The following is a 26,365-nucleotide window of genomic DNA, read 5'->3' as shown; positions in this document are numbered from 1 at the left end:
GCAAACATCTTACATATATTAAAAAAGCCATCTTTTAAAGATGGCTTTTTTTGTTTACATTCATAACTATGAAATCTCTAAGAATCATTTTCATTTTTATTATAATGCATAGTTTTAATATGGCAGCTCAAGATTTATCTAACTATACATGGAAAAATAGAATTGTAATTCTTTATGAAAACGATACTAATACTGCCGATGTGAAATCTGCCCTACAAATCATCGATAATAATACTTCTAAATTTACGGAAAGAGATATTCTTGTTTTCGTTTACAAAGACAATGTATTTTATAGCGTCAATAGAAAAGCTACTGATATAAAAAAATCAGATATATTGCCAAAGACCAACGACGGTTACATTTTAATAGGAAAAGATGGCGGAATTAAATCTAAAGCCTTATACCCATTTAATCTAGAACAATTGTTTAATTTAATAGATAGTATGCCTATGCGTAAAAGTGAAATGAGGTATAATAAGTAATTACCCTATAAGCTTTAGCATTAGTTTTTCAACTTCTTCACTATCCCATTTCTCCGCTATATTTGGAAGTTTCATAACCTCTCTCATAATATCTTCTTGTGCATCGCCTTCTGCCAATGCTTCTGCATACGGTCTATTTGAGAATGTTACTCTGCTGTAAGCGGGAATCCATTTTTCTGGATGCTTTGCCGAAAAGTGCTTCTCTATTTTCTTCTGTAACAAGAAATTGGTGTCAGCAGTTTTGCTGCTCATCTCTACAAAGTTACGATAGCTTAATTCCGCAATGGCATCTGCATTTGGTTTGCGTTTTTCTTGATATGTAGAAAAAATACGTTCCCAATCATCTCCGTATTCTTTTATAATTTCATCTAATACGAAAATATCTTCAAAGCCAGCGTTCATTCCTTGTCCGTAAAATGGTACTACGGCATGCGCTGAGTCGCCTACAAGGGCTACTTTGTCCCAATAGGTCCAAGGATAGCATTTCATCGTTACCATGGCGCTCGTGGGATTCTTAAAGAAATCTTCTGTAAGATTCTCTATATCATCCATAACATTCGGGAAATAGGTATTGAAAAAATGTACCGCTTCTTTTTTGGTCTTTATATTATCAAATGAAACATCACCTTCAAAGGGCATAAATAATGTACAGGTAAAACTGCCATCTAAATTTGGCATAGCGATAAACATAAATTTACCACGCGGCCATATATGAAAAGAATTCTTATCTAATTTATGAGAACCATCGGCATTTGCCGGTATAGTCAATTCTTTATACCCAACATCAATAAAATCTTGAGAATAATCAAATCTACTACGCCTTTGCATTTTATGACGAACGCGCGAAAATGCTCCGTCACAACCAAATACTAGATCAAACGGGTATTCTGTCCACTCCCCTTTTTCACTATCACCTGTAAATACTTTGGCAGCTGGTAAGTCTATATCCCAAACTTTTTCTTCAAAACGAAACTCTACTCCGTTCTCTTCTGCCAAATCAATCATTCGCCTATTAAGTACGCCACGTGAAATAGAACAAATAGCTTCACCGTCCTTACCGTATTTTTGAAAATATTGCTCCTTCCCTATTACGTGCATCGCCCTTTTGTCTAAGGGTATGGCAATTTCTTTAATCTCGTCTTCTATTCCAACTGCCCTCAAAGCGTTCCACCCACGATTGCTCATGGCAAGGTTTATGGATCGTCCAGAAAATTCTATATTTCTAATATCTGGTCTTCTATCGAATACCGTTATTTGATGTCCGTATCTTTTCAGGTAAATGGCAAGCAAAGATCCTACAAGGCCTGAGCCAATAATGGCAATGTTCTTTTTTTCTTGGGTCATGTTTAAGGCTTTAAGCCAACATTAATTGAATGTTAAAAATAGGAAATAATGCCTTCATTTCCTGTATAAAGTGATAAACTAAACTAATCATTTTCTTTATTGAGCTCATATCTGTTTAATTTTTAATTATTTTTGTTAAACAAAATACACATCTTGAAACATTTTAGTAAAGAAGAACTAGGTAAAATGCCTAGTAGATACAGAGCTCATTTAATTAATAGTTGCACTGGTTATAAATCTGCCAACCTATTAGGTTCTAAATCTGGTAGCGGCATTAGTAATTTGGCAATTTTCAATTCTGTGATTCATATTGGCAGTACACCACCTATGCTGGGGTTTATTCTTAGACCATTAACCGTTAAAAGAAATACCTATGCCAACTTTAAAGAAAGTGGATTCTTCACGGTCAACCAGGTTAACGAAGCTATTATTAAAGATGCACACCATTCTGCAGCTAGTTATGACGAAGATATTTCAGAGTTTTCAAAAACCAATTTAACCGAATCTTATTTAGATAATTTTCAAGCTCCGTACGTAAAAGAAAGCGCTATTAAATTGGGTTGCAGCTATGTAAACGAATATGAAATTAAAGAGAATGGTTGTCTATTAATAATTGGTGCTATTGAACATGTTTATATACCGGATGAGATTTTACACGATGACGGTTGGTTGCAGTTAGATAAAGTAAATACTGTTACCATCAATGGCTTAGATGCTTATGCCCTACCTCAACTTTTAGCACGATTTGCTTATGCAAAACCAGACGAACCCAGTAAACTTATATTATAGTGGCACATAAAAAAGTAAATCTACAAACAAAAATTTGCGCTACTTGCAGTAAACCATTTTCGTGGCGCAAAAAATGGGAACGTAATTGGGACGATGTAAAGTACTGCGGAGAGAAATGTAGACGTAATAAATTGAAAACCGAAATTCATGAATAATTTAATCTGGTTTAGAAACGACTTACGGGTTCGTGATAATTCATCGCTTGTTAAAGCTATGAAAGGCCATAAGGTTATAGGCTTCTATTGTTTTGAATCTTCTTTCTTTGAAACTGATGAATTCGGATTCAAAAGAACAGAAAAGTACAGGGCAAAATTTCTATTAGAAACTGTACAGCACCTAAAAGAAGAACTTGAACAACTAAATATCCCACTTTTTGTTTACCAAGGTAATTCGGCAGATTACCTATCTAACCTAATAGAGAATCATACAATTGATACTGTCTTCTTGCAAAAAGAATGGACAAGAGATGAGCTTTTGATACTGAATGACATAAAGAAAAAAGTACCTTCTGATGTCAAATTCAATGAGGTGTATGATCAATTTTTATATCACCCAAATGACATACCTTTTGATGACTTTAAATCTATACCAGATATTTTTACAAACTTCAGAAAAAAGTGTGAAGAGATTTGCCATGTAAGACCTATTGCCGAACTACCACCTAAATTACCTGATGAAAATTTAGTGCTTAATAAAACTGAAATACCCTCATTAAAAGAACTTGGACTCACTAATTTCTCTACACATGTAAATAGTGCTTTTCCTTTTGAAGGCGGAGAATTAGAGGCGATCAAGAGAGTTCAAAATTACTTTTGGGAAACCAAAAAACTAGGGTTCTATAAGAAAACCAGAAACGGATTAATTGGTATAGATTACAGTTCTAAATTATCTGCTTGGCTAGCAAATGGCAGTATCTCGCCAAGAACAATTTACTGGGAAATTAAAAAGTTCGAGCGTGAAATAATTAAAAATCAAGATACCTATTGGTTAATTTTTGAATTGATTTGGAGAGATTACTTTAAATATGTTTCACTAAAACACCAGGATGCAATTTTTAAGTTGGGCGGTATTCTAATTAGTACTTATAATCCAAAAACCAATGAAAAAGATAAACACACTTGGATCAATGGTTTAACTAAAGAACCCTTTGTAAATGCCAACATGAAAGAACTATTAGAAACCGGATGGATGAGCAATAGAGGCAGACAAAATGTGGCTAGTTTTTGGTCTAAAGAACTAGAGCAAGATTGGCGAATTGGTGCTGCTTATTTTGAAAGTATGTTGATTGACTATGATGTGCACAGCAATTGGGGAAATTGGATGTACGCTAGCGGAGTAGGTAATGATCCCAGAAACCGAAAATTTAATATTAAAGGTCAAGCTGAAAGGTATGACGCTGCAGGTAAATATCAAAGGTTATGGTTACAAGAGACATTGTTCTAACCTAAACACCAAATAAGAAATAAGAAAATGAAAATAGTACGCTTAATTTTAGGTGACCAATTAAATCAAAATCATTCGTGGTTTTCCTCAGTAAATGATGACATCACTTATGTGATAGCTGAAATGAGGCAAGAGACCGATTATGTTAAACACCACATTCAAAAAGTGACCGCATTCTTTCTAGCAATGCGAAGTTTTAAAGAAGACCTTTCTGCAAAAGGTCATAATTTCATTTATTATCAACTAAATGATAAAAACAACCCTCAAGATTTAGAGCTAATTATTTCAAGAACAATTGCCGAAACTAAGGCTGATAAATTCGAGTATCAACTGCCAGACGAATATAGACTTGACCAACAGCTGCAACAAATTTGTAGTTCTTTAGATATCGCTAATGATTATTACGATACCGAGCATTTTTATACGACCAGAACTGAGCTGAAAGATTTTTATACCGGTAAAAAGCAAATGGTCATGGAAAGCTTTTATAGAATGATGCGTAAAAAGCACGACATAATGGTGCAAAATAATCAACCGGAAGGCGGCAAATGGAATTACGATCAAAGCAATAGAAATAAATGGAAAGGACAACCACCTATACCCAAAGAAAAAGAATTCATTAAAAATGTAGAAGAAATCATTGAGCTTCTTAAGAATGCAAATGTGCAAACAATGGGTAAAATAGATTCAGAATCATTTGCTTGGCCTGTAACTAGAGAAGAATGTTTGAGCACTTTAGACTTTTTCTGTAAAGAACTTTTACCGCATTTTGGCGATTACCAAGATGCTATGCACGATGACGAGAAGTTTCTTTTTCATTCTAGATTATCTTTCGCCATGAATGCTAAAATATTATCGCCTAAAGAAGTTATAGATGCTGTTTTAAACCATTTTTATGATAAAACTACCGATATAAATATATCGCAAGTAGAAGGATTTATCAGGCAAATATTAGGCTGGAGAGAATATATGAGGGGTATTTATTGGAAAGAAATGCCTCAGTACAAACAATTAAACACCTTAAAAAACACTAATAAATTACCAGATTTCTTCTGGACGGGAAATACAAAAATGAATTGCCTAAACAAAGCCATTGGTCAAAGTTTAGATGCTTCTTATGCTCATCATATACAACGCCTTATGGTCATTGGTAATTTTTCTTTACTAACACAAATAGACCCAAATGAAGTAGATAAATGGTATTTAGGCGTTTATATAGATGCCATAGAATGGGTTGAAATTACCAATACTAGAGGTATGAGCCAGTTTGCCGATGGTGGTATCGTAGCAACAAAACCTTATGTAAGTAGTGCTAATTACATTAATAAAATGAGTAATTATTGCGGTAATTGCCACTATAGTCATACTAAAAAAATTGGTGAAAAAGCGTGTCCTTTTAATTCCCTTTATTGGAATTTTCTATCTGAAAAAAGAGAACATTTTAAAGACAACCAACGTATGAACATGATGATGGCACTTTTAAATAAAATGGACGGGAATAAGCTTGCCGAAATTCAAGAAAGAGCTGCTCATATCATTGAAAATCTAGACACAATTTAATGGTAATTTAAAATAAAATTAACACCTCAAAATAGTCTAAATCATACTTTTGAACCGTAAATAATTAGAACATTCCGCGAGAGCGCCTATATAAAGAAAACACCTTTTCATAATTATGAAAAGGTGTTTTTGTTTAGTTTAAATTCATTAAAAAAAACACTTTTAAATTTTAATTATTAACTTTACAATCATCGCTAATCAGCTGAAAACATTGATTTTATCGATAAAATGCATCTCCCTGCTTTAAGTGATTATACCCACTTCTTTTACTACAATTTTAACAGTCTACAACAATTACACATTAAGTGTGAAAAATACCTTTTGTTTAAACTTTCAGCTTCTTTATACAGCCAAATAAATTTAACATCCTGATTATCAGTTATTTATTTTTATTAAATATTTAAACAAAAAATTATTTAATAAAAAATGAAAGAAACAGATTACAAACTAATTACCACAGATTAACAAGGCTTCACAACAAGAATTAAATATTCATTAGGTATCATCGTTATTTTGTCAACGTATGTTCATCGACGAATGACACCGTGTGGACTATAAAATTTAGTTTTTAAACAGTTAGGTGCTAATTTTACATCAGAATTAGATCCCAAATCTGTTCTAAAAACTTTTCTTAACCTGCTAGCCAATAATGTTTTGCAAACAACTTGCAATCATTTTTGATAAGGTTAAGGATTAATAGTAAGAATTAAACTTAACCATTATTATGAAGTCAATTGACACTTCTAACAACATCATCACCCTTTACAGAAATTTAACTTCTGCCTATCCTGAATTTGGATGGCAGGCATCTTCGGTTCTTTATTCCGAAGGATACAATTTTGCCCATATGGTGAAGAACAATAAAAGTGCTCATCAGGTTGACCTTTCTCATAATTCAATAGAGACGGTGTTTGGAAAAAATACATTTTCAAATATCCCTATTACAGTTTCAACTCACTTTACTTTTTCAAACAGTACATTTTCAACTAATACAAAGAATCAATAATGAAGAATTCTACTTTCATAAAATCGACAATGTTGTTATTTGTCTTGTGGTTCTTTTTTGGTTCTGCAGATGTAATGGCACAGACATTTTCTGTTTCTGACGCAAGTGCTGACGAAGGGTCTAATATGACTTTTACAGTAACTTCTAGTACACCACTAACGGGTAACTACACTTTTGATATAGCATATACGCCAGGAAGTGCAATAGCCGCAGACTTTAATGGACCTAATTCGGTGACACTTAGCTTTTTGTTAAGTACAAGCAGAACATTTACGGTTGAAGCTTTAGATGATGACTGGGTTGAAGACACTCAACAAGACTTTACGTTAACCTTGAGTGATCCTTCTGGTACGTATTCATTTTCAGATGCTACAGCTACAGGTACCGTTATAGATACTGATGTAGCTTATGTAACAGGTGGCAATTACGATATTACAGAAGGTGGTGAAATACAATATATATTAAGATTATCTAACGGAACAAATACTGGCGGTCAACAATATGTTGGTATTGAAGATGCCTATAACATTGATTTTTCTACAGAAACAGACCCTACCTCAACGAGTCCGGCGACAGATGGTTCCGATTTTAACTCTTTTACAACGACGGTAACTTTTCCTTCGGGTTCAATACCGGGAACAGAAATAGTTATACCCATACCTACAATTAACAATACTATTGTAGAACCCTCTGAAGAGTTTGACGGTGTAAAATCTAGAAATGCAGCAGAAGCTACAAAATATGGTTCATCTCCTTCTAGAGTCAGCATAAATACAGAACGCTCTGCCTTACGTATTCATGACAATGATGTAGCTACTATTAATTTAAGTAATACTACAGAATTAGAATCTGTAGGTAATGCTAGAATTACCTTTACACTAAACGGAGAAGTTCAAGATAATTTTAGAATTTATTACGACACCTCAGACAACTCGGCAATCAAGGATTTAGATTATGACGAGACAAAAGATGCTTTTTTAAATTTTAATGGTTCAAACCTTCAAAACTTTTCAAGAAATTTCAGAGTAATCGATGATACGATTATTGAACCTACCGAATTTTTTACCGTAGTTCCTTCATACACGCCAGATGCCAATACAATGACCAACTATGTGCCACAAAACATTGTTTTTGCTGCCAACGAAGGTCAAATCACAATCACCGATGATGATTTGGATACTGATTTTGATGGAATTAACGATTTAGTCGATGAGGATGATGATAACGATGGTATTACCGATGTTAATGAAGGATCGGGAGATGCGGATGGAGATTCTATTATAGACAGCTTAGATTCCGATTCTGATAATGATGGTTGCCCAGATGCTGTAGAAGCTGGCCATACTGACCCTGATGATGATAATTATTTAGGTTCTTCACCTATTTCAGTTACCGCTACAGGTTTAGTAATCGGTCAAGGTGGTTATACAGGTACCGACAGTAAAGTAACAACTGCATTCCAAAATGTAAACATAACATTACAACCTACAGATGAAGTTGCCAATTTAGGCGACACTGTAACTTACACGACCGCTGTCAGTGGAACCGGACTTACCTACCAATGGGATGTAAGTACAGATGATGGAGCTACTTGGTCAGCGATTGCTAATGGCGGAGTGTATTCAGGTGCTACCACCACAACACTTACCCTAACCAATATAACTAGCACCCAAAGTGGAAATCAATATCGTTTTAGCGCTTTGGATAGCGAGAACCTGTGTACTCCGTATACATACTCTAACCCAGTAGATTTATTTATTAGACCAAACATTACTATTGCAGATGCTTCTGCCGATGAAGGTAACAATCTAAATTTTGCCGTAACTCTTTCGCATGCTGTTAATGAAGCGGTAAGCTTTAACCTAACCTACGTAGATAACTCTACAACAAGTGCAGATTATACGGCATTAACCAGTTTTTCAATACCAAGTAATACCTTAAACACAAGCATAGCCATACCAGCTTTAGATGATAACACTATTGAAGTTGATGAAGATTTCACCTTGGGTATGACCAACGGGTCTTCAAATGCAGGAGATATTTCGGACACCGCTATTGGAACTATTAGGAATGTAAATACACCTTCTGCCGGTGACGGTATTTCAATTGCCGGTTTTTCTGTGGAAGAAGATGTTAACACAACAAGCTTTGCCGTAACCTATGTAGGACCTACGGTTCAAGATTCATTTACCGTTGATTATGTAATTACAGACGATACTGCAACTTCTGGATCAGATTATAACATAGCTACCGGTCAAATTACTTTTCTTGCAAATACTGAAAATAATGACATCGTAAATCTAACCGTTGCCATTACAGATGATACCATTGTAGAAGGAGATGAAAGCTTTAGCATAGCATTAACCACGATTTCAAATACCGCTTTATCTATTGTTAATGGTAACGCCACTGGTGTTATAGAAGATAACGATACAAACACTTCAACAGGTTTATCGGTTGCTGATTTTTCAATAAACGAAGATCTTGGTACAGCTAACTTTGTAGTTACTTATAGTGGTGGTAATGTAAAAGATGCTTTTAATGCAGATTATACGATTAGTAATGGTTCGGCCATAAGAGACTTAGATTACACTGTTTCGTCTATGACAGGGAACATTGCCTTCCCAGCCGGTACAATTTCAGGTAATTTTCAAAATATAGCCATAACACTTTTAACTGATGATATTATAGAAGGTGATGAAAACCTAACTATTCAATTATCAAATTCATCTACCCAATTAATAAATTTGGTTGACCCAGATGCGGTCGGTACCATTATAGACCAAGATATTAAGACTACCACAACAGGATTATATGTTGCAGATATAAATGTTGATGAAGACGCAGGTACTGCAAATTTTGTAGTTATGTACCAAGGTGCAACTGTTCAAGAATCTTTTACTGTAGATTTTAGCATTACGCCAAATACCGCAACCAGTGGAGTTGACTACAGAGGCAACCCACAACTTAACGGTACAATTACATTTCCCGCAGGTACAGAAGACGGCGACATTGTCAATGTTAGTTTTATAGTGGAAGATGATACCGTTATAGAGGATGATGAAACTCTTAATATTGAATTATCCAACCTATCTACAACACTTATAAATTTAGTAGATGGTACTGCTGTTGCCACTATTGTGGATAATGATATTAAAACAACTACAACAGGTTTAAGTGTATCAGATTTCAGTGTTGATGAAAATGCAGGTACTACAACATTTACCGTAACATATGAAGGTGCAGATGTTCAAGATGAATTTACCGTAGATTACGCCATTACTGATGGTACTGCCTCTGAAGGTAAAGATTATACCACGACGCCATCAACATTGTTAAACGGACAATTAACTTTTCCTGCAAATACTACAGACGGTAACAATCAATCTGTAACTGTTGATATTTTAGAGGATAGTTTTATTGAAGCTACCGAAGATTTAAACATTCAACTTTCAAACCTGTCCACTTCTTTAATAAACATTGTAGACCCAACTGGTACCGGTGCTATTACAGATAATGATAATAGTGCTACAAGTGGTATAGATTTTCAAAATGCTACGGTAACCGTTGTTGAAGGAGATCCTACAGACAATGTAACCGCAACCTTTGTTGTAGAATTTACCGGAGATATTGATACGGGCGAAACTATTGAAGTTGACTACTTTGTTAACAATGGCACTGCCAATAACGCAACAGATTTCAATCCTAATGCTACCATAGAAACTTTAGTTTTCACCAATACCGCAAAAACGCAAAACATCGTTGTTCCAATCATTAGTGATGATGTAATTGAAAATGAAGAGGATTTCTTCGTAAACTTGGTTGCCATTCGCTCAAACGTTGGTATCAACTTATTGAACAACCAAGCTAGAGGTGTTATTACTGATGATGATGGTGGTGCAGTTTCAGTTGCTGGCTTTAGTATTATAGAACAAACAAATGGTATCAATTTCGATGTTACATATACCGGTGATAGAATTAATGGTGGGTTTACTTTAGATTATGCCATTACCGATATTTCAACTACTGTTACCGATGATTATACCTTAACTACAGATCCATTAACTACAGGAACTTTAACATTTACTGGAGTAGACAATGAAGTACGTTCAGTTCAGATTAATGTTGTGGGTGATGATTTCATTGAAAACAATGAAGATTTAAGGATAACTATCTCAAATCCCTCTTCAACTAAAATTACAATTTCCAATGCAGATGCAATTGGTACTATTGCAAATGATGATACCGGAACTATTGAAGTAACAGGGTTTACAGAAGATGAAATTAATGCCACCGCTAATTTTGATATCACCTACACAGGTAACCCAGTAAATGGTGGTTTTACAGCAACTTATGAAATTACCGATAATACCACTACAGCTGGTAATGACTACTCGGCAACCTTAACCGGTACACTTAATTTTACGGGTGCGGCAACAGAAACCATACAAGTTCCCGTGACAATTATACAAGATGCACTTATTGAAGGTGATGAAACTTTAAGGCTTACAATAACTTCAATTTCACCTAATATAATAACAGCAACAACCCCAACAGCTATAGGTACTATTACAGATATAAATCATTTACCTACTGCTGTAAATGATTCTTTTGTAGTATTCCAAAATCAAACCTCTGCACATATTACCGTACTTGATAATGATGATTATGGATTTGATGGACCTGCTACGACCAATCCATTACAAGTAGTAAACAACCCAATAAACGGTACAGTTACACTTATGGACAATGGCACTCCTGGTGATGCTACAGATGACTATTTTGAATACCTACCTAGTGCTTCATTCAATGGTAACGATTCTTTTAGGTATAAAATAGTAGATTCTAATGGATCTGAAGATGAAGCTGTTGTTAACATATTTGTAAACGACACCAACCTTAAAAAAGATTTTGAAATTCGTTATTCTGGTAGTATTAATGGTGATTTTACAATGATAGCCAATAATGTTCTTTCAAGAAATGCAACTGGTAATTATAACGGTGAAGCTGGTAACCACGATTTCAATGATAACGTATTTGTTGATATCGATTCTGACCCAACAACATTTAACTCTACCAATGCCAATTTAGCTAACCCTGAGCCTTCATTAAGCTGTTTGAATATTAAAAAAGCTTACCTATACTGGGCTGCTGCAGATAAGGAATATGATGGCACTACCGGTGGAAGCGCAACTGAACCATCTTGGAATTACAATCAGGTAAAATTAATGCTACCTGGTCAATCTTCTTACACAACAGTTTCTGCCGATGAGGTTATTTATAGAGGAAGAAATGATCATTTTCAAAATGACCCATATGTTTGTATTAAAGATATTACCGATGATATAAATGCGCTTTCTACTCCTTTTGGTTCGTATCAAGTAGGTAACGTAAAAGCTACTGAAATGGACTTACGTTCGCACGGTATTGCAAATGTTACCGGTACATCTGGTGGATGGCAAATTGTCTTTGTATATGAAAATGTTTCTCTTGACCCTAAAAACATCACACTATATGATGGTTATGTTCACACGTTTGCTTCTGATGGTGCAGGTGAAACAGAATTCAATTTTAGCGGTTTTGAAACTATTCCTAACGGAAATATTAATGCAAATGTAATGTTAGGCGCATTAGAGGGTGACCGTGACCTTACTGGTGATCAATTATTAATTTATGACACTTCAAATAACTGGTCTAAATTATCTACTACGTTAAGAGATGAAGACAACTTTTTTAATAGCCGAATTACTATTGATGGTCTAAATTATGTGGATAGAAATGCTGCTAGTACTAACACCTTAGGTTTTGATGCTACTGTTTTTCCTTTAGCAAATGCTTCCAATAGATATATAGAAAATGATCAGACTTTTGCCCGTTTTAAAATTACAACGGATCAAGAATCTTACGGTCTATATTTAATGGGCCTAAGTGTAGATGTTTATCTACCAAGTTTAGGTGCTTTAAGTTTAAATACAAACGCAACAGGACCTTTCAATGCAGGTGATACAGTACCTTTAACACTAAACGTTACCAACACTGGTAATGATGATATTCAAGATTTGGTGATTACAACGGTGTTACCAACTGAAGCTGATTTTGCGAATGTAGGTACATTGCCAGCAGGGGTAACACATTCTTACGACCCATCAACTAGAACCTTAACTTTTACAGCTCAAAATGGTTTCACCGATATGGGTGATACTTATGACCTTGATTTCAATATTGAAATCATTGAGGCTTGCCACTTTTTAGAGACTGCTTGTACGGCTAGTTTTGAACTACAGGCTACAGCCACATACAGTGGTGCAATCAATGGTGATCCAATTACAACGAGTAGTTCTTCTTCTACAGATTCTTGTGGTATCGGTACGCATACACCTACCATAATAGATGTAGAACAACCGGCACAAGTAAACTGGTCTACCGCACCAAATGCATTAGACAGAACTGTTGCTTGTGATAATATTTCTGCACTGAACAATGCTAACTCTTTGGTACCGGCAACTGCTTCATGTAATTTCACCTTACATAAAACAGCAGGTAATTTTGTACAGTCAGGTACATGTCCAACAGAAGGTACATATACCAATACTTGGACGTTTACCGATGCTTGTGGTAGAGTAAGTGATACTTTCACTCAAGTAATTACTATTGAAGATAAAGAGGCACCAACTTTTAATGAGTCTTTACCACAAGACTCTTACGCTGCTCATGATAATATTCCTGTAGCACCAGTACTTTCTGCTAATGACAACTGTGATTCTAATTCTACAGTTACCTTTGGCGAAACGTATATTGGTGATAACACTACTACTTCATATACGATTATTAGAACTTGGACAACCAATGATTGTGCAGGTAACAGCACTAGCCATACACAATACATTTACGTTAGTGAAAGTGGTAACCCGATCGGAATTCAAATTTCTGATGTTACCGTTAATGAAGACGCTGGTACGGCAACATTAATTATTACAAATACAGGTACCGTTTCCGGTGGTTTTACCATTAACTATGACACTGCAGATGATTCTGCTTTGAGTTCAGGTGATTATGTAGCTACTACTAGTACGGTAAGCTTCGCTGGCACAAATAATGAGACTAAGCAGGTAACCATTACCATCAATGATGATAACATCATAGAAGCTACGGAGCAATTCTTTGTACAACTTACCAGTGGTACTAACACTCCTACCATTAACGATAGCGAGGGTATCGTTCAAATTACGGATAATGACAATGTGCCTGGCAGTACGGGTGTTTCTTTTGCCAACGACGTGGTAATAGTTACCGAAGGGACTGATACATTTGCGAGATTTACAGCTACTTTCACTGGTAATATAGCCGCGGGGCAAACAGTTACCGTTGACTATGCAACAGATGATGATTCTGCCATAGAACCAGGAGATTATATCTCTTCTACGGGTACGGTTTCATTTGACAGCACAACAAATTCAGTGAATATTGATGTTCCAATTTTAGATGATACTATTATTGAACCATCAGAAGATTTTACAATAACATTGTCCAATATACAATCTAATATCAATGTTGGGTTCTTGGATGAGCAACCAACAAATACAGCTACAGGTACAATTAACGACAATGATAACATTGCAGGTACAGGTGTTTCTTTTGCTGATAATAATGTAATAGTCACAGAAGGTACCGATACTTTTGCCAGATTCACCGTTACTTTCACCGGTACTATTGCACCAGGAGAAACCGTTAGCGTAGATTATGCTACTGCTGATGATTCTGCAGATAATCCTGATGATTATACGGAAACCGTAGGTACTATTTCTTTTGATGAAAACACAAGTTCAATAGATATTGACATACCAATAATAGATGACACATTTATAGAGAACACAGAAGTTTTTGATCTAACACTTTCCAATGTACAATCAAATATTGGAGTTGGCTTTGTAGATCAACAACCTACAAACACTGCTACAGGTACCATTAATGATAATGATAATATAGCGGGTAACGGTATTTCATTCCAGAATGATGATATTATTGTCAGTGAAGCTGATGGTACGGCTACTATAAATGTGATGCTAACAGGAAAAGTTCAAGGCGGAATCAGCTTAGATTTCACTACCAATAACGACTCTGCAATAGAACCTGGTGATTACCAAACTATTTCTGGAACATTAAACTTCACAGGTACCAGTGATACTGAAATACTACCAATAACAGTTCCTATTACAGATGATACGGTTATAGAAACATTAGAAAGTTTATTTGTAGATCTTTCTAATTTCTCAAATGCTCTGGTAAACATTAATGACGACCAAGGTACAATTAGCATTACAGACAATGATAACATCCCAGGAACTACAGGTATATCTATAGTTCAAACAGATGTTATAGTTACTGAAGGACCTGGAGTTATAGCTATTTTTGACGTAACCCTAAATGGTGATTTCGCCACTGGTTTTGATGTAGATTTCTCTACTGATTTTGATACTGCAACGGCTTCGGATTTCAATGCCATTACAAACGGAACTATTTCTTTTGACGGAAACGACAATGAAGTAAAACAGATTGAAGTTACTATATTAAACGATGACATTACGGAACCGCAAGAAGCGTATACGGTTACACTGAATAGCACAACCAACCCTCTTGTTCCTATTACTAATTCAACGGCCAATGGTATTATCAATGATGATGATGTTCCAAATGCAGGAGACGGTATTTCTGTTGCAGATTTCAATGTATTGGAAAATGTTGCAGGTGGCACTACCGATTTTGTAATTACCTATACCGGTCCTACTGTACAAGATGAATTTACGGTAGACTTCACAATAACAGAAGGTTCTGCTATTGAAGGTGACGACTATACGGTTGTTGTAGCCTCTGGTAACGTAACATTCCCGGCAGGTACCGCAACGACGGACACACAAGAGGTTCAAGTGACCATTATCAATGACAACATCATTGAACCTAATGAAGATTTGACCATTACGTTGACGAGCATATCTACTACCCTAGTAAATATTGTAGATGGTTTTGCCACGGGTGTTATTCTTAATGACGACAATGCGCAACCTGGCGACGGGGTAGCATTTACGCAACTTACAGTTTCTGAACTTGAAGGCGATACAAATATCGATGCAACCGAAATAGTTTTTGAGGTGACATATACAGGGGTTATTCCTGCAGGAGAAACCGTTACGGTAGAATACACTACCAATGTTGGTTCTGCAGATATCACTGACTATACACCGGTAATTGGAACTATAGACTTTACAGATAGTGTTAACAGTCATACAATTACCATTGAGGTGACCGAAGATACCGTAATTGAAGCTGATGAAGATTTCTCTGTAGTTCTTTCTAATTTAACTACTGCAAACGGATTCATTACTGGATTTGTTGACGGAGACACTTCAAATACAGCTACAGGAATCATTATAAACGATGATAACGCACTACCAGGAGACGGAGTGGCGTTTACCCAGGTTAATATTTCTGAATTAGAAGGTAATACTGCTGCAGATGCAAGCGAGATTATTTTTGAAGTTACTTATACGGGCGTTATTCCTGATGGTGAGACAGTAACTGTAGAGTACATTACTAATGTAGGTTCTGCTGATGCAGCCGACTTTACACCTACAAGTGGTACCGTCTCATTTACAAATACGGTTAACACACAAACTATTACGGTAGACATTACCGAAGATACCATTATAGAAGGCGATGAGGACTTTACCGTTCTATTGTCCAACATTACCACTGATAATGGTTTTGTTACCGGTTTTGTTGATGGCAACCCTACAAATACGGCAAATGGCATTATTCTTAACGATGATAATGCACAACCAGGTGACGGGGTAGCATTTACGCAGCTTACAGTTTCTGAACTGGAAGGTGATACCGCTGCAGATGCTACTGAAATTACTTTTGAAGTAACATACACAGGTACTATACCTGCAGGTGAAACCGTAACCGTAGAATATACAACCAACTTAGGTTCTGCAGATGCTGCTGATTTTACTCCGGTTATTGGTACGGTTACTTTTACAGAGGGTGTAAAATCACAGACTATTACTGTTGACATTACTGAGGAAACTGTTATTGAAGCAGATGAAAACTTTACCGTTGTACTTTCTAACCTGACTACTGACAATGGTTTTGTTACAGGTTTTGTAGATGGTAACACTACTAACACAGCGGCAGGTATCATTCTTAATGATGATAATGCATTGCCAGGTGACGGTATTGCGTTTACACAACTTACGGTCTCAGAACAGGAAGGTGATATTGCTGCAGATGCTACTGAAATTACTTTTGAGGTAACTTATACAGGCGTTATTCCTGCTGGTGAAACCGTTACGGTAGAATATATTACAAACGTAGGTTCTGCTGATTTGGCAGACTTTACCCCGGTTAATGGTACGTTAGACTTTACAGATACCGTAAGCTCTCAGACCATAACTATTGAAATTACCGAAGAAACTATCATTGAAGCTGATGAAGACTTTACAGTAGTACTTTCTAACATAACTACGGATAATGGTTTTGTTACCGGTTTTGTTGATGGTGATACCACTAATACCGCTACGGGCGTGATTATAAATGATGATGCTTCAGATGCTAGTGAAGGTATTTCTGTGGCAGACTTTACGGTTGCCGAAGATATAGCTAGTGGTACCGCAGATTTTGTAATCATATATACAGGATTAACCATACAGGATGAATTTACGGTAGACTTTACGATAACTGATGGTTCTGCGATCTCCCCTGATGATTATACGGTCGTTATAGCTTCAGGTAATGTAACTTTTCCTGCAGGCACTATCAATAATGACACCCAACTTGTAGAGGTGACCATTATCAATGACCTAATATTGGAATACAGCGAAGATTTAAATATTACGTTGGGTGCCATATCTCATCCATTGGTAAACATGATCGATGATACTGCAGTTGGTACAATTACAGATAACGACTTGCCAGACGCAAGTGAAGGAATTTCTGTTGCCGATTTTACTGTTACTGAAGATATTGCAAGCGGAACGGCTAATTTTGAAGTTTCATATACAGGACCAACGATACAAGAAGAATTTACGGTAGAATTTACTGTGACAGACGGTACCGCAATTTCTCCTGATGATTATTCTGTTGTTACTACTTCTGGTGTTGTAACATTCCCTGCTGGTACAACTGATTCTGACATTCAAAATGTAGAGGTTACTATAATCAATGATGCATTGATAGAATTTAGTGAAGACCTTAATATTACATTAGGTACTATATCACATCCATTATTGAACATGATCGATGATACTGCTATAGGTACTATAACAGACGACGATGCAGATCCTACTATATATGGAGTTGAATTCGATGTTACTTCAATTGATGTAAACGAAGATGCAGGTACAGTTTCCATTGATGTGGTACTTAATGCAGATGTTCAAGATGAGTTTACGGTAGAGTATTATACTGTAGATGTAACCACTACAGATGGTAATGATTATACCGGTGTTCCTCAAGATACGCAGACGCTAACATTTGGTGGTACAAATTCCAATACACAGACCATTGTAATTTCTATTATCGATGATACTTTAATTGAATTTACAGAAAACTTTAATATTGTACTTGAAGATATCTCCTCTCCTATTGTAGGCATTCTTTCAAATGATACAACGACCGTAAATATTATAGATAATGATGCTGACCCATCTTTATACGGTGTTCAATTTGATACTGCTTCTGTTGAGGTGAATGAAGATGCAGGTACGGTTACCTTAAATGTGGTTCTTAATGCAGATGTTCAAGATGAATTTACGGTAGAATTCTACACCGTAGACGGTTCTGCAACAGATGCTAGTGATTATACGGGTGTTCCGCGTAATTCGCAAACCTTAACATTTGGTGGTACCAACCCTAACACCCAACCAATAGTAATTCCTATTATTGATGATATCCTTATTGAAGACCCAGAAACGTTCAATGTAATTCTTGAGAACATTTCAAGTGCTATAGTAGGTATTTTATCTGACAATATTGCTACGGTGACCATTATCGATAATGATGGTGATGAAGACTGGCCAACTGATATTACTATTGAGGCATGTGATGCTATACCTGATGCTTTTGTAATAACTTCAGATAGCGATTGTGCCATCACGGTAGATTATACTGAATTAATTGAAGGTCAAGACGATGAATGTGCTACTGAATATACCATTACTAGAACATGGACTATTACAGATTGTGTCGGTAATGTGCGTACACATACACAAGTAATTACTATTGAAGACACGGTTGCACCGACCTTCAATGAAACGCTACCTCAAGACATGACGGTTGAATGTGGTATGGTTCCAGATGCAACTACATTAACGGCTACAGATTCTTGTGAGCCTAACATTGATGTAACGTTTGAAGAAACGATTACAAATGATGAAAACTGTGCTTTAGGATATACGGTCACCAGAACCTGGACAGCCACAGATTGCGCAGGTAACATGGTAGAACATACTCAGGTAATTACTGTAGAACCCACGGGACCTATTATGAGTCAGCCGTACGAAGAAGAAATTACCATTATATGTGGTGATGATATTCCTGATGCACCAGAAATGGTATTCACAGGTGGCTGTGGTGACTTTGAAGTGGTTTATAATGAAGAAACGCAACAAGCTGATGATTCTGATGATTACATGATTATAAGAACTTGGAATGTTACAGATTCTTGTGGCAACACTGCTTCTTTTGAACAAATTGTTTTTGTTCTTCAACCTCAATTGCAAGAAATTACAATTAACATCTGTATTGAAGAAGAGCCAATTGATTTATTGAATTACCTGCCGGCAGATTTTGACAGCAATGGTACGTTTATAATCTTGGAAGGAGATGTTGTTTTAGAACAAAACATATTTGACCCAATGAACCATGAACCTGGTGAATATAAAATTGCGTACAGTTCTACTGAAGGTACATGTAAATACTATGTTGACTTTACGGTTATCGTAGATACGGAATGTGTACCATGTGGAAAAGGTGATATTATTATTTCTAAGGCGGTTACCGCAAACGGTGATGGTGTTAATGATTTCTTTGAAATTACGGGTGTAGAATACTGTGCATTTAGTTTTGATGTAATGATATTTAACCGTTGGGGTACTAAAATTGCTGAGGTTAAAGATTACCAAAACGATTGGGGCGGTGAATCTCCTGATGGTTCTTTCGGACAATCTGGAATGTTACCCACTGGTACTTACTATTACATTATTAATGCTACCGATAAAAATACAGGTACCATTCTAGAACCAATTAATGGGTATATCTACCTAGGTACTAATTAAAATTTAAACATATAATTCATAATACCTCATCATTAAAATGATGGGGTATTTTTATTTTTATTGACAAAAAATATCCGATATAAATTACTACATACAAGCCTTTTACAGACCTATTTTAGTTCATCCGATAAATACATCTATTGAACGAAAATGCTGTTTCAGAACGAATAATCTGGGGTGTCAGCCGTTATTTTTTAAATACTTAAGAACAGCTATTAAATTTGTAACCAATAAGATAACCTACTTATACATTAATACATAGCCTTTAAAGCTAAACCCAAACACAACCATGAAAAAAGCTAATCTACTTTTAGCCATTCTACTTTTAACAGGTGCCTTTGTAAGCGCACAGCAGCTACCTCAGTTTACGCAATATATGTATAACACTATTTCTGTTAACCCAGCGTATGCCGGTAGTAGAGAAACATTGAATGCAACTATTTTGCATAGAAACCAATGGGCAGGTTTAGAAGGTAACCCAAGAACTAGTACCTTATCTATTCATTCACCAATGAAAAACGAACGAGTAGGTATCGGCGTATCTTATATCAATGACAAATTAGGTTTTGAAAGCACTAACTATTTTTATGGTGATTTCTCTTATACGGTTCCAGTAAGTCAAAAAGTTAATATGCGTTTTGGACTAAAAGGTGGTTTCACCAGTTACAACTTAGAAAACCCTGATCCTAACGATCAGTTTTTCAACGCAAATTTTAATAGTATCAATCCTAACTTCGGAGCTGGTTTTTATATTGGCTCTAACAGATGGTACGCTGGTGTATCATCACCTAGAATACTGAATACAGATTTAAATGATGGGGAGTTTGAAGCTATAGAACGAAATAGTTATTACGCAATTGGTGGTTTGGTTTTCGACTTATCTGAGACTACTAAATTTAAACCTACAGTCATCACAAAATTTACCAATGGTGCCCCGGCAACGTACGATTTCACTATTAACTTTTTATTCAATGAAAAGTTTTGGATCGGTACTTCTTACCGTGTAAACGATGCATCAAACTTTGGTGCTATGATGGACTACCAGGTGTCTAGAGATTTTAGAGTTGGTTATGCTTATGATTTACCTACCTCAGCAGTAAGACCTTATACCGGTGGCACACACGAAGTTATATTAATCTATGAACTTACAAAAAAGGTGTTAGGACCTGTTAAGTCTCCTAGATATTTCTAATAATTTAAAATCGATAAGATGAAAAATTATAAAAATATTGTGGTATTAATGCTGCTTTTATTAGTAGCTCAGCTATCAATTGCACAGGTAGCATCACAAAAAAAGGCTGATTACTATTTCAGTAAATTCTCCTACTCTTTAGCCATACCTGAGTATGAACGAATGGTAGAGACAGATTTCAACGCTGAATATGCACATCAGCAATTAGCAGAATGTTATTTATTAATACGCGACTATAAAAAATCTATTCCTCACTTTAGCGCTGTAATAAACAATGCCACCTTACCAACAGATTACTATTTTAAATATGCCATGGCTTTATACGCCAATGGCGATATGGAGGAGTCTGAAGTTTGGTTGAAAAAATATAAAAAATACAATAAGAACGATTCTCGTGTCAAGCGATTTTTACAAGATGGCAACTTAGCTTCTGTAGTGTTTAACAGTAGACAACGTTACGAAGTTGAACCTGTCGCCTTCAATTCTACTGACAGCGATTTTGGTGTATACAGATTTATGGGAAACTTGTACTTTGGTTCTTCAAGAAGAGATGCTGTAACAGGTGAAAGTTATGGTTGGAACAATGAACCTTGGTTAGATCTTTTTGTAGTACAAGAAGATAACCCAATGTCTGAACCTAAAAGGGTAAAAGGAGATATCAATACAAAATACCATGAAAGCTCTGTAGCCTTTTCTACAGATTACAAGAATGATACTATCATGTATTTTACCCGAAATAACTTCTATGACAAGAAAGCAGGGTATGGCGTATCAAACGAAATAAATTTAAAAATATACACTGCCAAATTTATTGATGGTAAGTGGGAAGAAAACAGTAACCTTAGGGTTAATAGTGACTACTATTCCACCGGGCATCCGTCTGTAAATCTTGCGAGAACACGCATTTACTTTGCATCGGATAGACCTGGTGGTTATGGTGGTACCGATATTTACTATGCAGAAATTCATGAGCGTGGCGGTGTACAAGAACCTATTAATGCCGGACCTATTGTAAATACGGAAGGCAACGAAATGTTTCCGTTCATAAACGAAGAAGGTAAATTATTCTTCAGTTCAGATGGTCATGTTGGTTTTGGTCAATTAGACGTTTTCTCAACGATCTCTAATGAAGACGGTAAGGTTATTGACATTATTAACTTAGGTACACCTATTAATAGTTCTAGTGACGATTTTGCATATTACGGTTTACCTAACGGATTAGATGGTTATGTAAGTTCTAATAGAGAAGGTGGTGTAGGTAGCGATGATATCTATAAATTTAAATTTACACCTGCATTAGATGTTGAAGGTTATGTTGTAGATGGCGTAAACAACCAAATGCTAGATAGTGTTCAAATTAAATTATTTGACCAAGTTACCAACACAATGGTAGCGCAGACGATGACAGATGAAAACGGTTACTACAGATTCCCCGTTAATAGAAAAACAAACTATATGATAGAGGCGGTTAGAAAAACCCACCCTCATAAAAACGTTTACTTTAACACGTCAAAAACACCAAAGGCTCAAAAAATAATGCGACAGGACATTGTTCTTGAACCTGTTCTTGATTTAAAATTATTAGCGGGACTTAATAAAATATATTTCGATTTTAATAAAAGTGATATAAGACCAGATGCAGCAAGAGAATTAGATAAAGTAGTTCGTGTTATGAATAACACCTACCCAGATATGATTATTAAGCTAGAAGCACATACCGATCCCGTAGGTAGTCACGAATACAATGATGACCTTTCTGAAAGAAGGGCGAAATCTACATATGAGTACCTCATTGAAAACGGAGTATCTCAAGATAGAATTGTTTCTTATAAAGGCTTTGGCAAGCGTGTACCTATCAATAAATGTACTAGTAAAGAAGATTGTACTCCTGAAGAATTAGAGCTGAACCGAAGAACGGAATTCCCGATATTACAGATTAAAAAAGGTGTATTGGCATCTAAATAATTTTTTTACGAATACCTCATAAATTCAACAACAACCTTATCTCTTTAAGATAAGAACCGGATAATACTTTATTATCCAAAATTAACTACCAACCACAAAAAAGTCCTTTACCATTTTGGCAAAGGACTTTTTAATTTTTATAGACTACTGTAATCTATTCCATAATACCGTCTACGATACCATATTTAATAGACTCTTCTGCATTCATCCAATAATCTCTATCAAAATCTTTCAAAACCTTGTCAAAATCTTGACCACAGTTATCTGCTAATATTTGTGCACTTAACTCTTTGGTCTTTATAATTTCTCTAGCTTGTATTTCAATATTAGAAGCCTGACCTCTTGCACCGCCACTTGGTTGGTGAATCATTACCTGAGCATGTGGCTGAATGAATCTTCTTCCCTTTTTACCTACTGATAATAAGATAGAACCCATTGATGCCGCTAAACCGGTACAGATTGTTGAAACCGGACTCTTTAATGCTTTTATAGTATCGTACATTGCAAAACCAGAAGTAACATAACCACCCGGACTATTAATATATAATTGAATTTCTTTATCGCTCTGCATATCTAGATATAACAACCTGTCAATTACATGTTTTGCAGAATCGTCATCAACCATACCCCAAAGAAAGACTTTTCTTTCCTCCAGCATTTTCTCATCTATGGCTTCCTGAATTTTTCCTTTTTTAGCACTCATATTTTAAGTTTATTTATCTCTAACAAAATTAATGAATTAATTCATAAACATACGTAGCAATAACATTTTCAATTATTACTATATCTGCTCTTACTAAATGAAAAACGTTAATTTTCTATTAGGATTGTTCTTCTACCGTAACTGTTTTTTCTACTACCTTTTTAATAGGGATAATAACCTTACCTGATTTTGTTTTCAGTATCATTGAAATATTATCAATACCGATTACTGTACCCTGTAAATCTCCTATTTTAACCTTATCCCCTACCTCATAAATCTTTCTTGAGTAGAATGTTCTTAATAGGTCACCTACAATTTCTCTAGACCCTAAGCCTAATGCCAATGCAATTGCCAATAAGAAAGCACCTAGTACAATAGTAAAGTTATTAGTGATAATCTGTGTATCTATACCTGCTTGGTTCAATGCAGTAATACTAACAAATATGATAATTAGATAAAATAAAACATTACCTAACAATTTACCACCGCCAAGACCAATTGAATCAAATACTTTAATAATTGTTTCTTTGATTGTTTTGGCTAAAAACAACCCTAACATTAGTATTACCATCGCCGACAACAATATTGGCAAGTATCTTAATAGGTTGGCAATTTCAGTTGATATAATAGTTAAGCCCATAATATCTGAGGCAACGATTATAAATACCAACCACAATAAAACCTTTATAAAAGTGATAATTATCTTAGGTAAATCTATTTTGATATCGGCATCACCAAACAGTTTTGCCTCATTAATTTTTTCAGAAGCTTTATCTAATTTGATGGCTTTAAATATTCTTTTTAAAACAAAGGTGACTACCTTAATAATTATCCAACCAAAAATAATAACGATGAATGCTCCAAAAATTCCTGGCAATGCAGAGGCAATATCTTTGAATATATTACTTAATGATTCAAAGGTGAGGTCTTTCCACTTATCAACTGTATCCATATAACTTGTTCTACTTTATTTTTATTCTCTTTTAGATTTCGTCTGCAACATTCCCTCTATTATTGAGGCAAAACTACCCGTAAACAGATCCGATAATTCCATAATCAATTTAGCCGTAGCAACATCGTCCATAACTTTTTTACGTAGCTCTGGCGGAACATCTTTTAGGTCCCCGTCTAAATTCTTAAATGGATTTTGGTTCTGTTCTAACATCAGTTTAGAGTTTTATACATTTCAGTAACCTTAGCCTTAGCTCTCTTCAGCCTCATTTTAATAGCGCTTGATTTAAGCTCTAAAATATCTTCCAATTCTTTTATTGATGCTCCATCTTGATATTTCAACAACAATATCGTCTTATCTTCTGGAGCAATAAGTTCTAATGCTTCTTTAAGTTTATCAACTTGCATTTGCAATAACAAATCATCGGTTACCTCAACTGGCACATCTTCATGCACATCAAATTTCACTGAATTATCGTCGATTCTCCGTTCCTTATTTCTATTGACATAATTGACACAGAAATTATAGGTAAAAGAATATAACCAGGTAGAGAATTTTGAATTCCCTTTAAAAGAACCAAGCTTAACATATAACATTAGAAAAATATCTTGGGTTAGGTCTTCTGCCTCTTTATTCGATTTTGAAAACCCCAAGCACTTATTGTAAACTAATTTTGAGTACCTATCATAGAGCACACCAAAGAGCATAGAATCATTGTTAGATACAATGCGTTCTACCAACTCTAAATCGGTATATTCTTCGTTTTTACCACTAGAAACCGTTTTTTCATTGAATTGGTTTCCAATAATAATAAAACATAGCTTTTTAAGAAATGTCACTTTGATAGATGGTTTACAAAAAATAAAAGTAGGTTAAAGATACCGTAATTGATATATTTACTTGAAAATCTGCTGAAAATGAAAAAATTAATTATTCTTTCCATTCTTATTTCAAGTGTTCTTACAGCATGTAAAACCGACCAAAAAAAGCTTAAAATTGCTCTTGGCGAAGATACGCATTTGACAGTTCTTGAAAAAATCGCAAATGCAAACGGATTTGAAAACTGGAAAGATGTACAAAGTATCAAGTTTACCTTTAATGTAGATAGAGATGACGAGCACTTTGAACGCACTTGGTTGTGGAAAACATCATCTAACGAAGTTACCATGATGACCAGACAAGATACCATCACCTATAACAGAAAAACGGTAGATAGTACCATGACGGCAACAGATGGCGGATTTGTAAATGATAAATTCTGGCTACTGGCTCCTTACCAATTGGTTTGGGATCAAAAAAGTTTTACGTTTAAACATACCGAAGGTGCAGAAGCTCCAATCAGTAAAACTACCATGCATAAATTGACTACGGTATATTCAAATGATGGCGGTTACACGCCCGGTGATGCTTACGACTATTATTTTGGCGACGATTTTATCATCAAAGAATGGGTGTACAGAAAAGAAAATCAGTCTGAACCTAACATGACTACCAGCTGGGAAGACTATAAAACGATAAACGGATTGAACATTAGCAGGATGCATAAAAGACCAGATGCTGATTTCTCTCTTTTCTTTACAGGTGTTGAGGTGAAATAA

General features: G+C 35.4%; 15 protein-coding genes. 10 read left to right on the top strand and 5 right to left on the bottom strand.

The window, feature by feature from the left end; genetic code table 11:
* Positions 1 to 68: 68 nt before the first annotated feature.
* Positions 69 to 482 carry a DUF4174 domain-containing protein gene (locus BUC31_RS18990; protein WP_084135098.1) on the top strand — a complete coding sequence of 138 codons (414 nt, stop codon included), beginning with the start codon at positions 69 to 71 and terminating at the stop codon, positions 480 to 482.
* On the opposite strand, the gene BUC31_RS18985 is transcribed toward BUC31_RS18990, so the two are convergent.
* Positions 483 to 1,826 carry an FAD-dependent oxidoreductase gene (locus BUC31_RS18985; RefSeq protein WP_073247237.1) on the bottom strand — a complete coding sequence of 448 codons (1,344 nt, stop codon included), beginning with the start codon at positions 1,824 to 1,826 and terminating at the stop codon, positions 483 to 485. It abuts the gene before it with no gap.
* Between the two features lie 153 nt (positions 1,827 to 1,979).
* Here BUC31_RS18985 and BUC31_RS18980 point away from each other — a divergent pair, with 153 nt between their 5' ends.
* From BUC31_RS18980 to BUC31_RS18945, 8 genes are all read left to right on the top strand, one after another.
* The gene (locus BUC31_RS18980) at positions 1,980 to 2,615 is read left to right on the top strand and encodes a flavin reductase family protein (protein WP_073247235.1); all 636 of its coding nucleotides are present in this window, start codon (positions 1,980 to 1,982) and stop codon (positions 2,613 to 2,615) included.
* A complete protein-coding gene (locus tag BUC31_RS18975; protein ID WP_073247233.1) occupies positions 2,615 to 2,770 on the top strand; it encodes a DUF2256 domain-containing protein in 156 nt (51 codons plus the stop codon). Before BUC31_RS18980 ends, BUC31_RS18975 begins: the two co-directional genes overlap by 1 nt.
* A complete protein-coding gene (locus tag BUC31_RS18970) occupies positions 2,763 to 4,058 on the top strand; it encodes a DASH family cryptochrome (RefSeq protein ID WP_073247231.1) in 1,296 nt (431 codons plus the stop codon). Before BUC31_RS18975 ends, BUC31_RS18970 begins: the two co-directional genes overlap by 8 nt.
* Positions 4,059 to 4,085: 27 nt before the next feature.
* The gene (locus BUC31_RS18965; RefSeq protein WP_073247229.1) at positions 4,086 to 5,618 is read left to right on the top strand and encodes a cryptochrome/photolyase family protein; all 1,533 of its coding nucleotides are present in this window, start codon (positions 4,086 to 4,088) and stop codon (positions 5,616 to 5,618) included.
* A gap of 724 nt (positions 5,619 to 6,342) precedes the next feature.
* Positions 6,343 to 6,624 carry a hypothetical protein gene (locus BUC31_RS18960; protein WP_073247227.1) on the top strand — a complete coding sequence of 94 codons (282 nt, stop codon included), beginning with the start codon at positions 6,343 to 6,345 and terminating at the stop codon, positions 6,622 to 6,624.
* A complete protein-coding gene (locus BUC31_RS20180) occupies positions 6,624 to 19,955 on the top strand; it encodes a Calx-beta domain-containing protein (RefSeq protein ID WP_073247225.1) in 13,332 nt (4,443 codons plus the stop codon). The genes BUC31_RS18960 and BUC31_RS20180 overlap by 1 nt, the downstream gene beginning before the upstream one ends.
* Positions 19,956 to 20,244: 289 nt before the next feature.
* On the top strand, positions 20,245 to 21,147 hold the full coding sequence (locus tag BUC31_RS18950) for a PorP/SprF family type IX secretion system membrane protein (RefSeq protein WP_073247222.1): 903 nt from the start codon (positions 20,245 to 20,247) through the stop codon (positions 21,145 to 21,147).
* 18 nt (positions 21,148 to 21,165) lie between these two features.
* Positions 21,166 to 23,112: an OmpA family protein gene (locus tag BUC31_RS18945; RefSeq protein WP_073247220.1), complete on the top strand. Its 1,947-nt coding sequence runs from the start codon at positions 21,166 to 21,168 to the stop codon at positions 23,110 to 23,112.
* 154 nt (positions 23,113 to 23,266) lie between these two features.
* Here BUC31_RS18945 and BUC31_RS18940 read toward each other — a convergent pair whose 3' ends face one another.
* The 4 genes from BUC31_RS18940 to BUC31_RS18925 form a co-directional block, all read right to left on the bottom strand.
* A complete protein-coding gene (locus tag BUC31_RS18940) occupies positions 23,267 to 23,815 on the bottom strand; it encodes a ClpP family protease (RefSeq protein WP_073247218.1) in 549 nt (182 codons plus the stop codon).
* Between the two features lie 118 nt (positions 23,816 to 23,933).
* Complete coding sequence (locus BUC31_RS18935; RefSeq protein WP_073247216.1) at positions 23,934 to 24,767, bottom strand: mechanosensitive ion channel family protein; 834 nt, start codon at positions 24,765 to 24,767, stop codon at positions 23,934 to 23,936.
* Positions 24,768 to 24,788: 21 nt separating this feature from the next.
* Complete coding sequence (locus tag BUC31_RS18930; RefSeq protein ID WP_073247214.1) at positions 24,789 to 24,980, bottom strand: hypothetical protein; 192 nt, start codon at positions 24,978 to 24,980, stop codon at positions 24,789 to 24,791.
* Positions 24,980 to 25,606 carry an RNA polymerase sigma factor gene (locus BUC31_RS18925; RefSeq protein ID WP_244534078.1) on the bottom strand — a complete coding sequence of 209 codons (627 nt, stop codon included), beginning with the start codon at positions 25,604 to 25,606 and terminating at the stop codon, positions 24,980 to 24,982. Before BUC31_RS18925 ends, BUC31_RS18930 begins: the two co-directional genes overlap by 1 nt.
* A 78-nt stretch (positions 25,607 to 25,684) precedes the next feature.
* Between BUC31_RS18925 and BUC31_RS18920 the strand changes: the two genes are divergently transcribed.
* Positions 25,685 to 26,365: a hypothetical protein gene (locus BUC31_RS18920; RefSeq protein WP_073247212.1), complete on the top strand. Its 681-nt coding sequence runs from the start codon at positions 25,685 to 25,687 to the stop codon at positions 26,363 to 26,365.

The sequence above is a fragment of the Maribacter aquivivus genome, assembly GCF_900142175.1.
Taxonomy (GTDB): Bacteria; Bacteroidota; Bacteroidia; order Flavobacteriales; family Flavobacteriaceae; genus Maribacter; species Maribacter aquivivus.
Note: the sequence above shows the minus strand (reverse complement) of the source record. Positions and strands in the feature narration are given on the sequence as shown.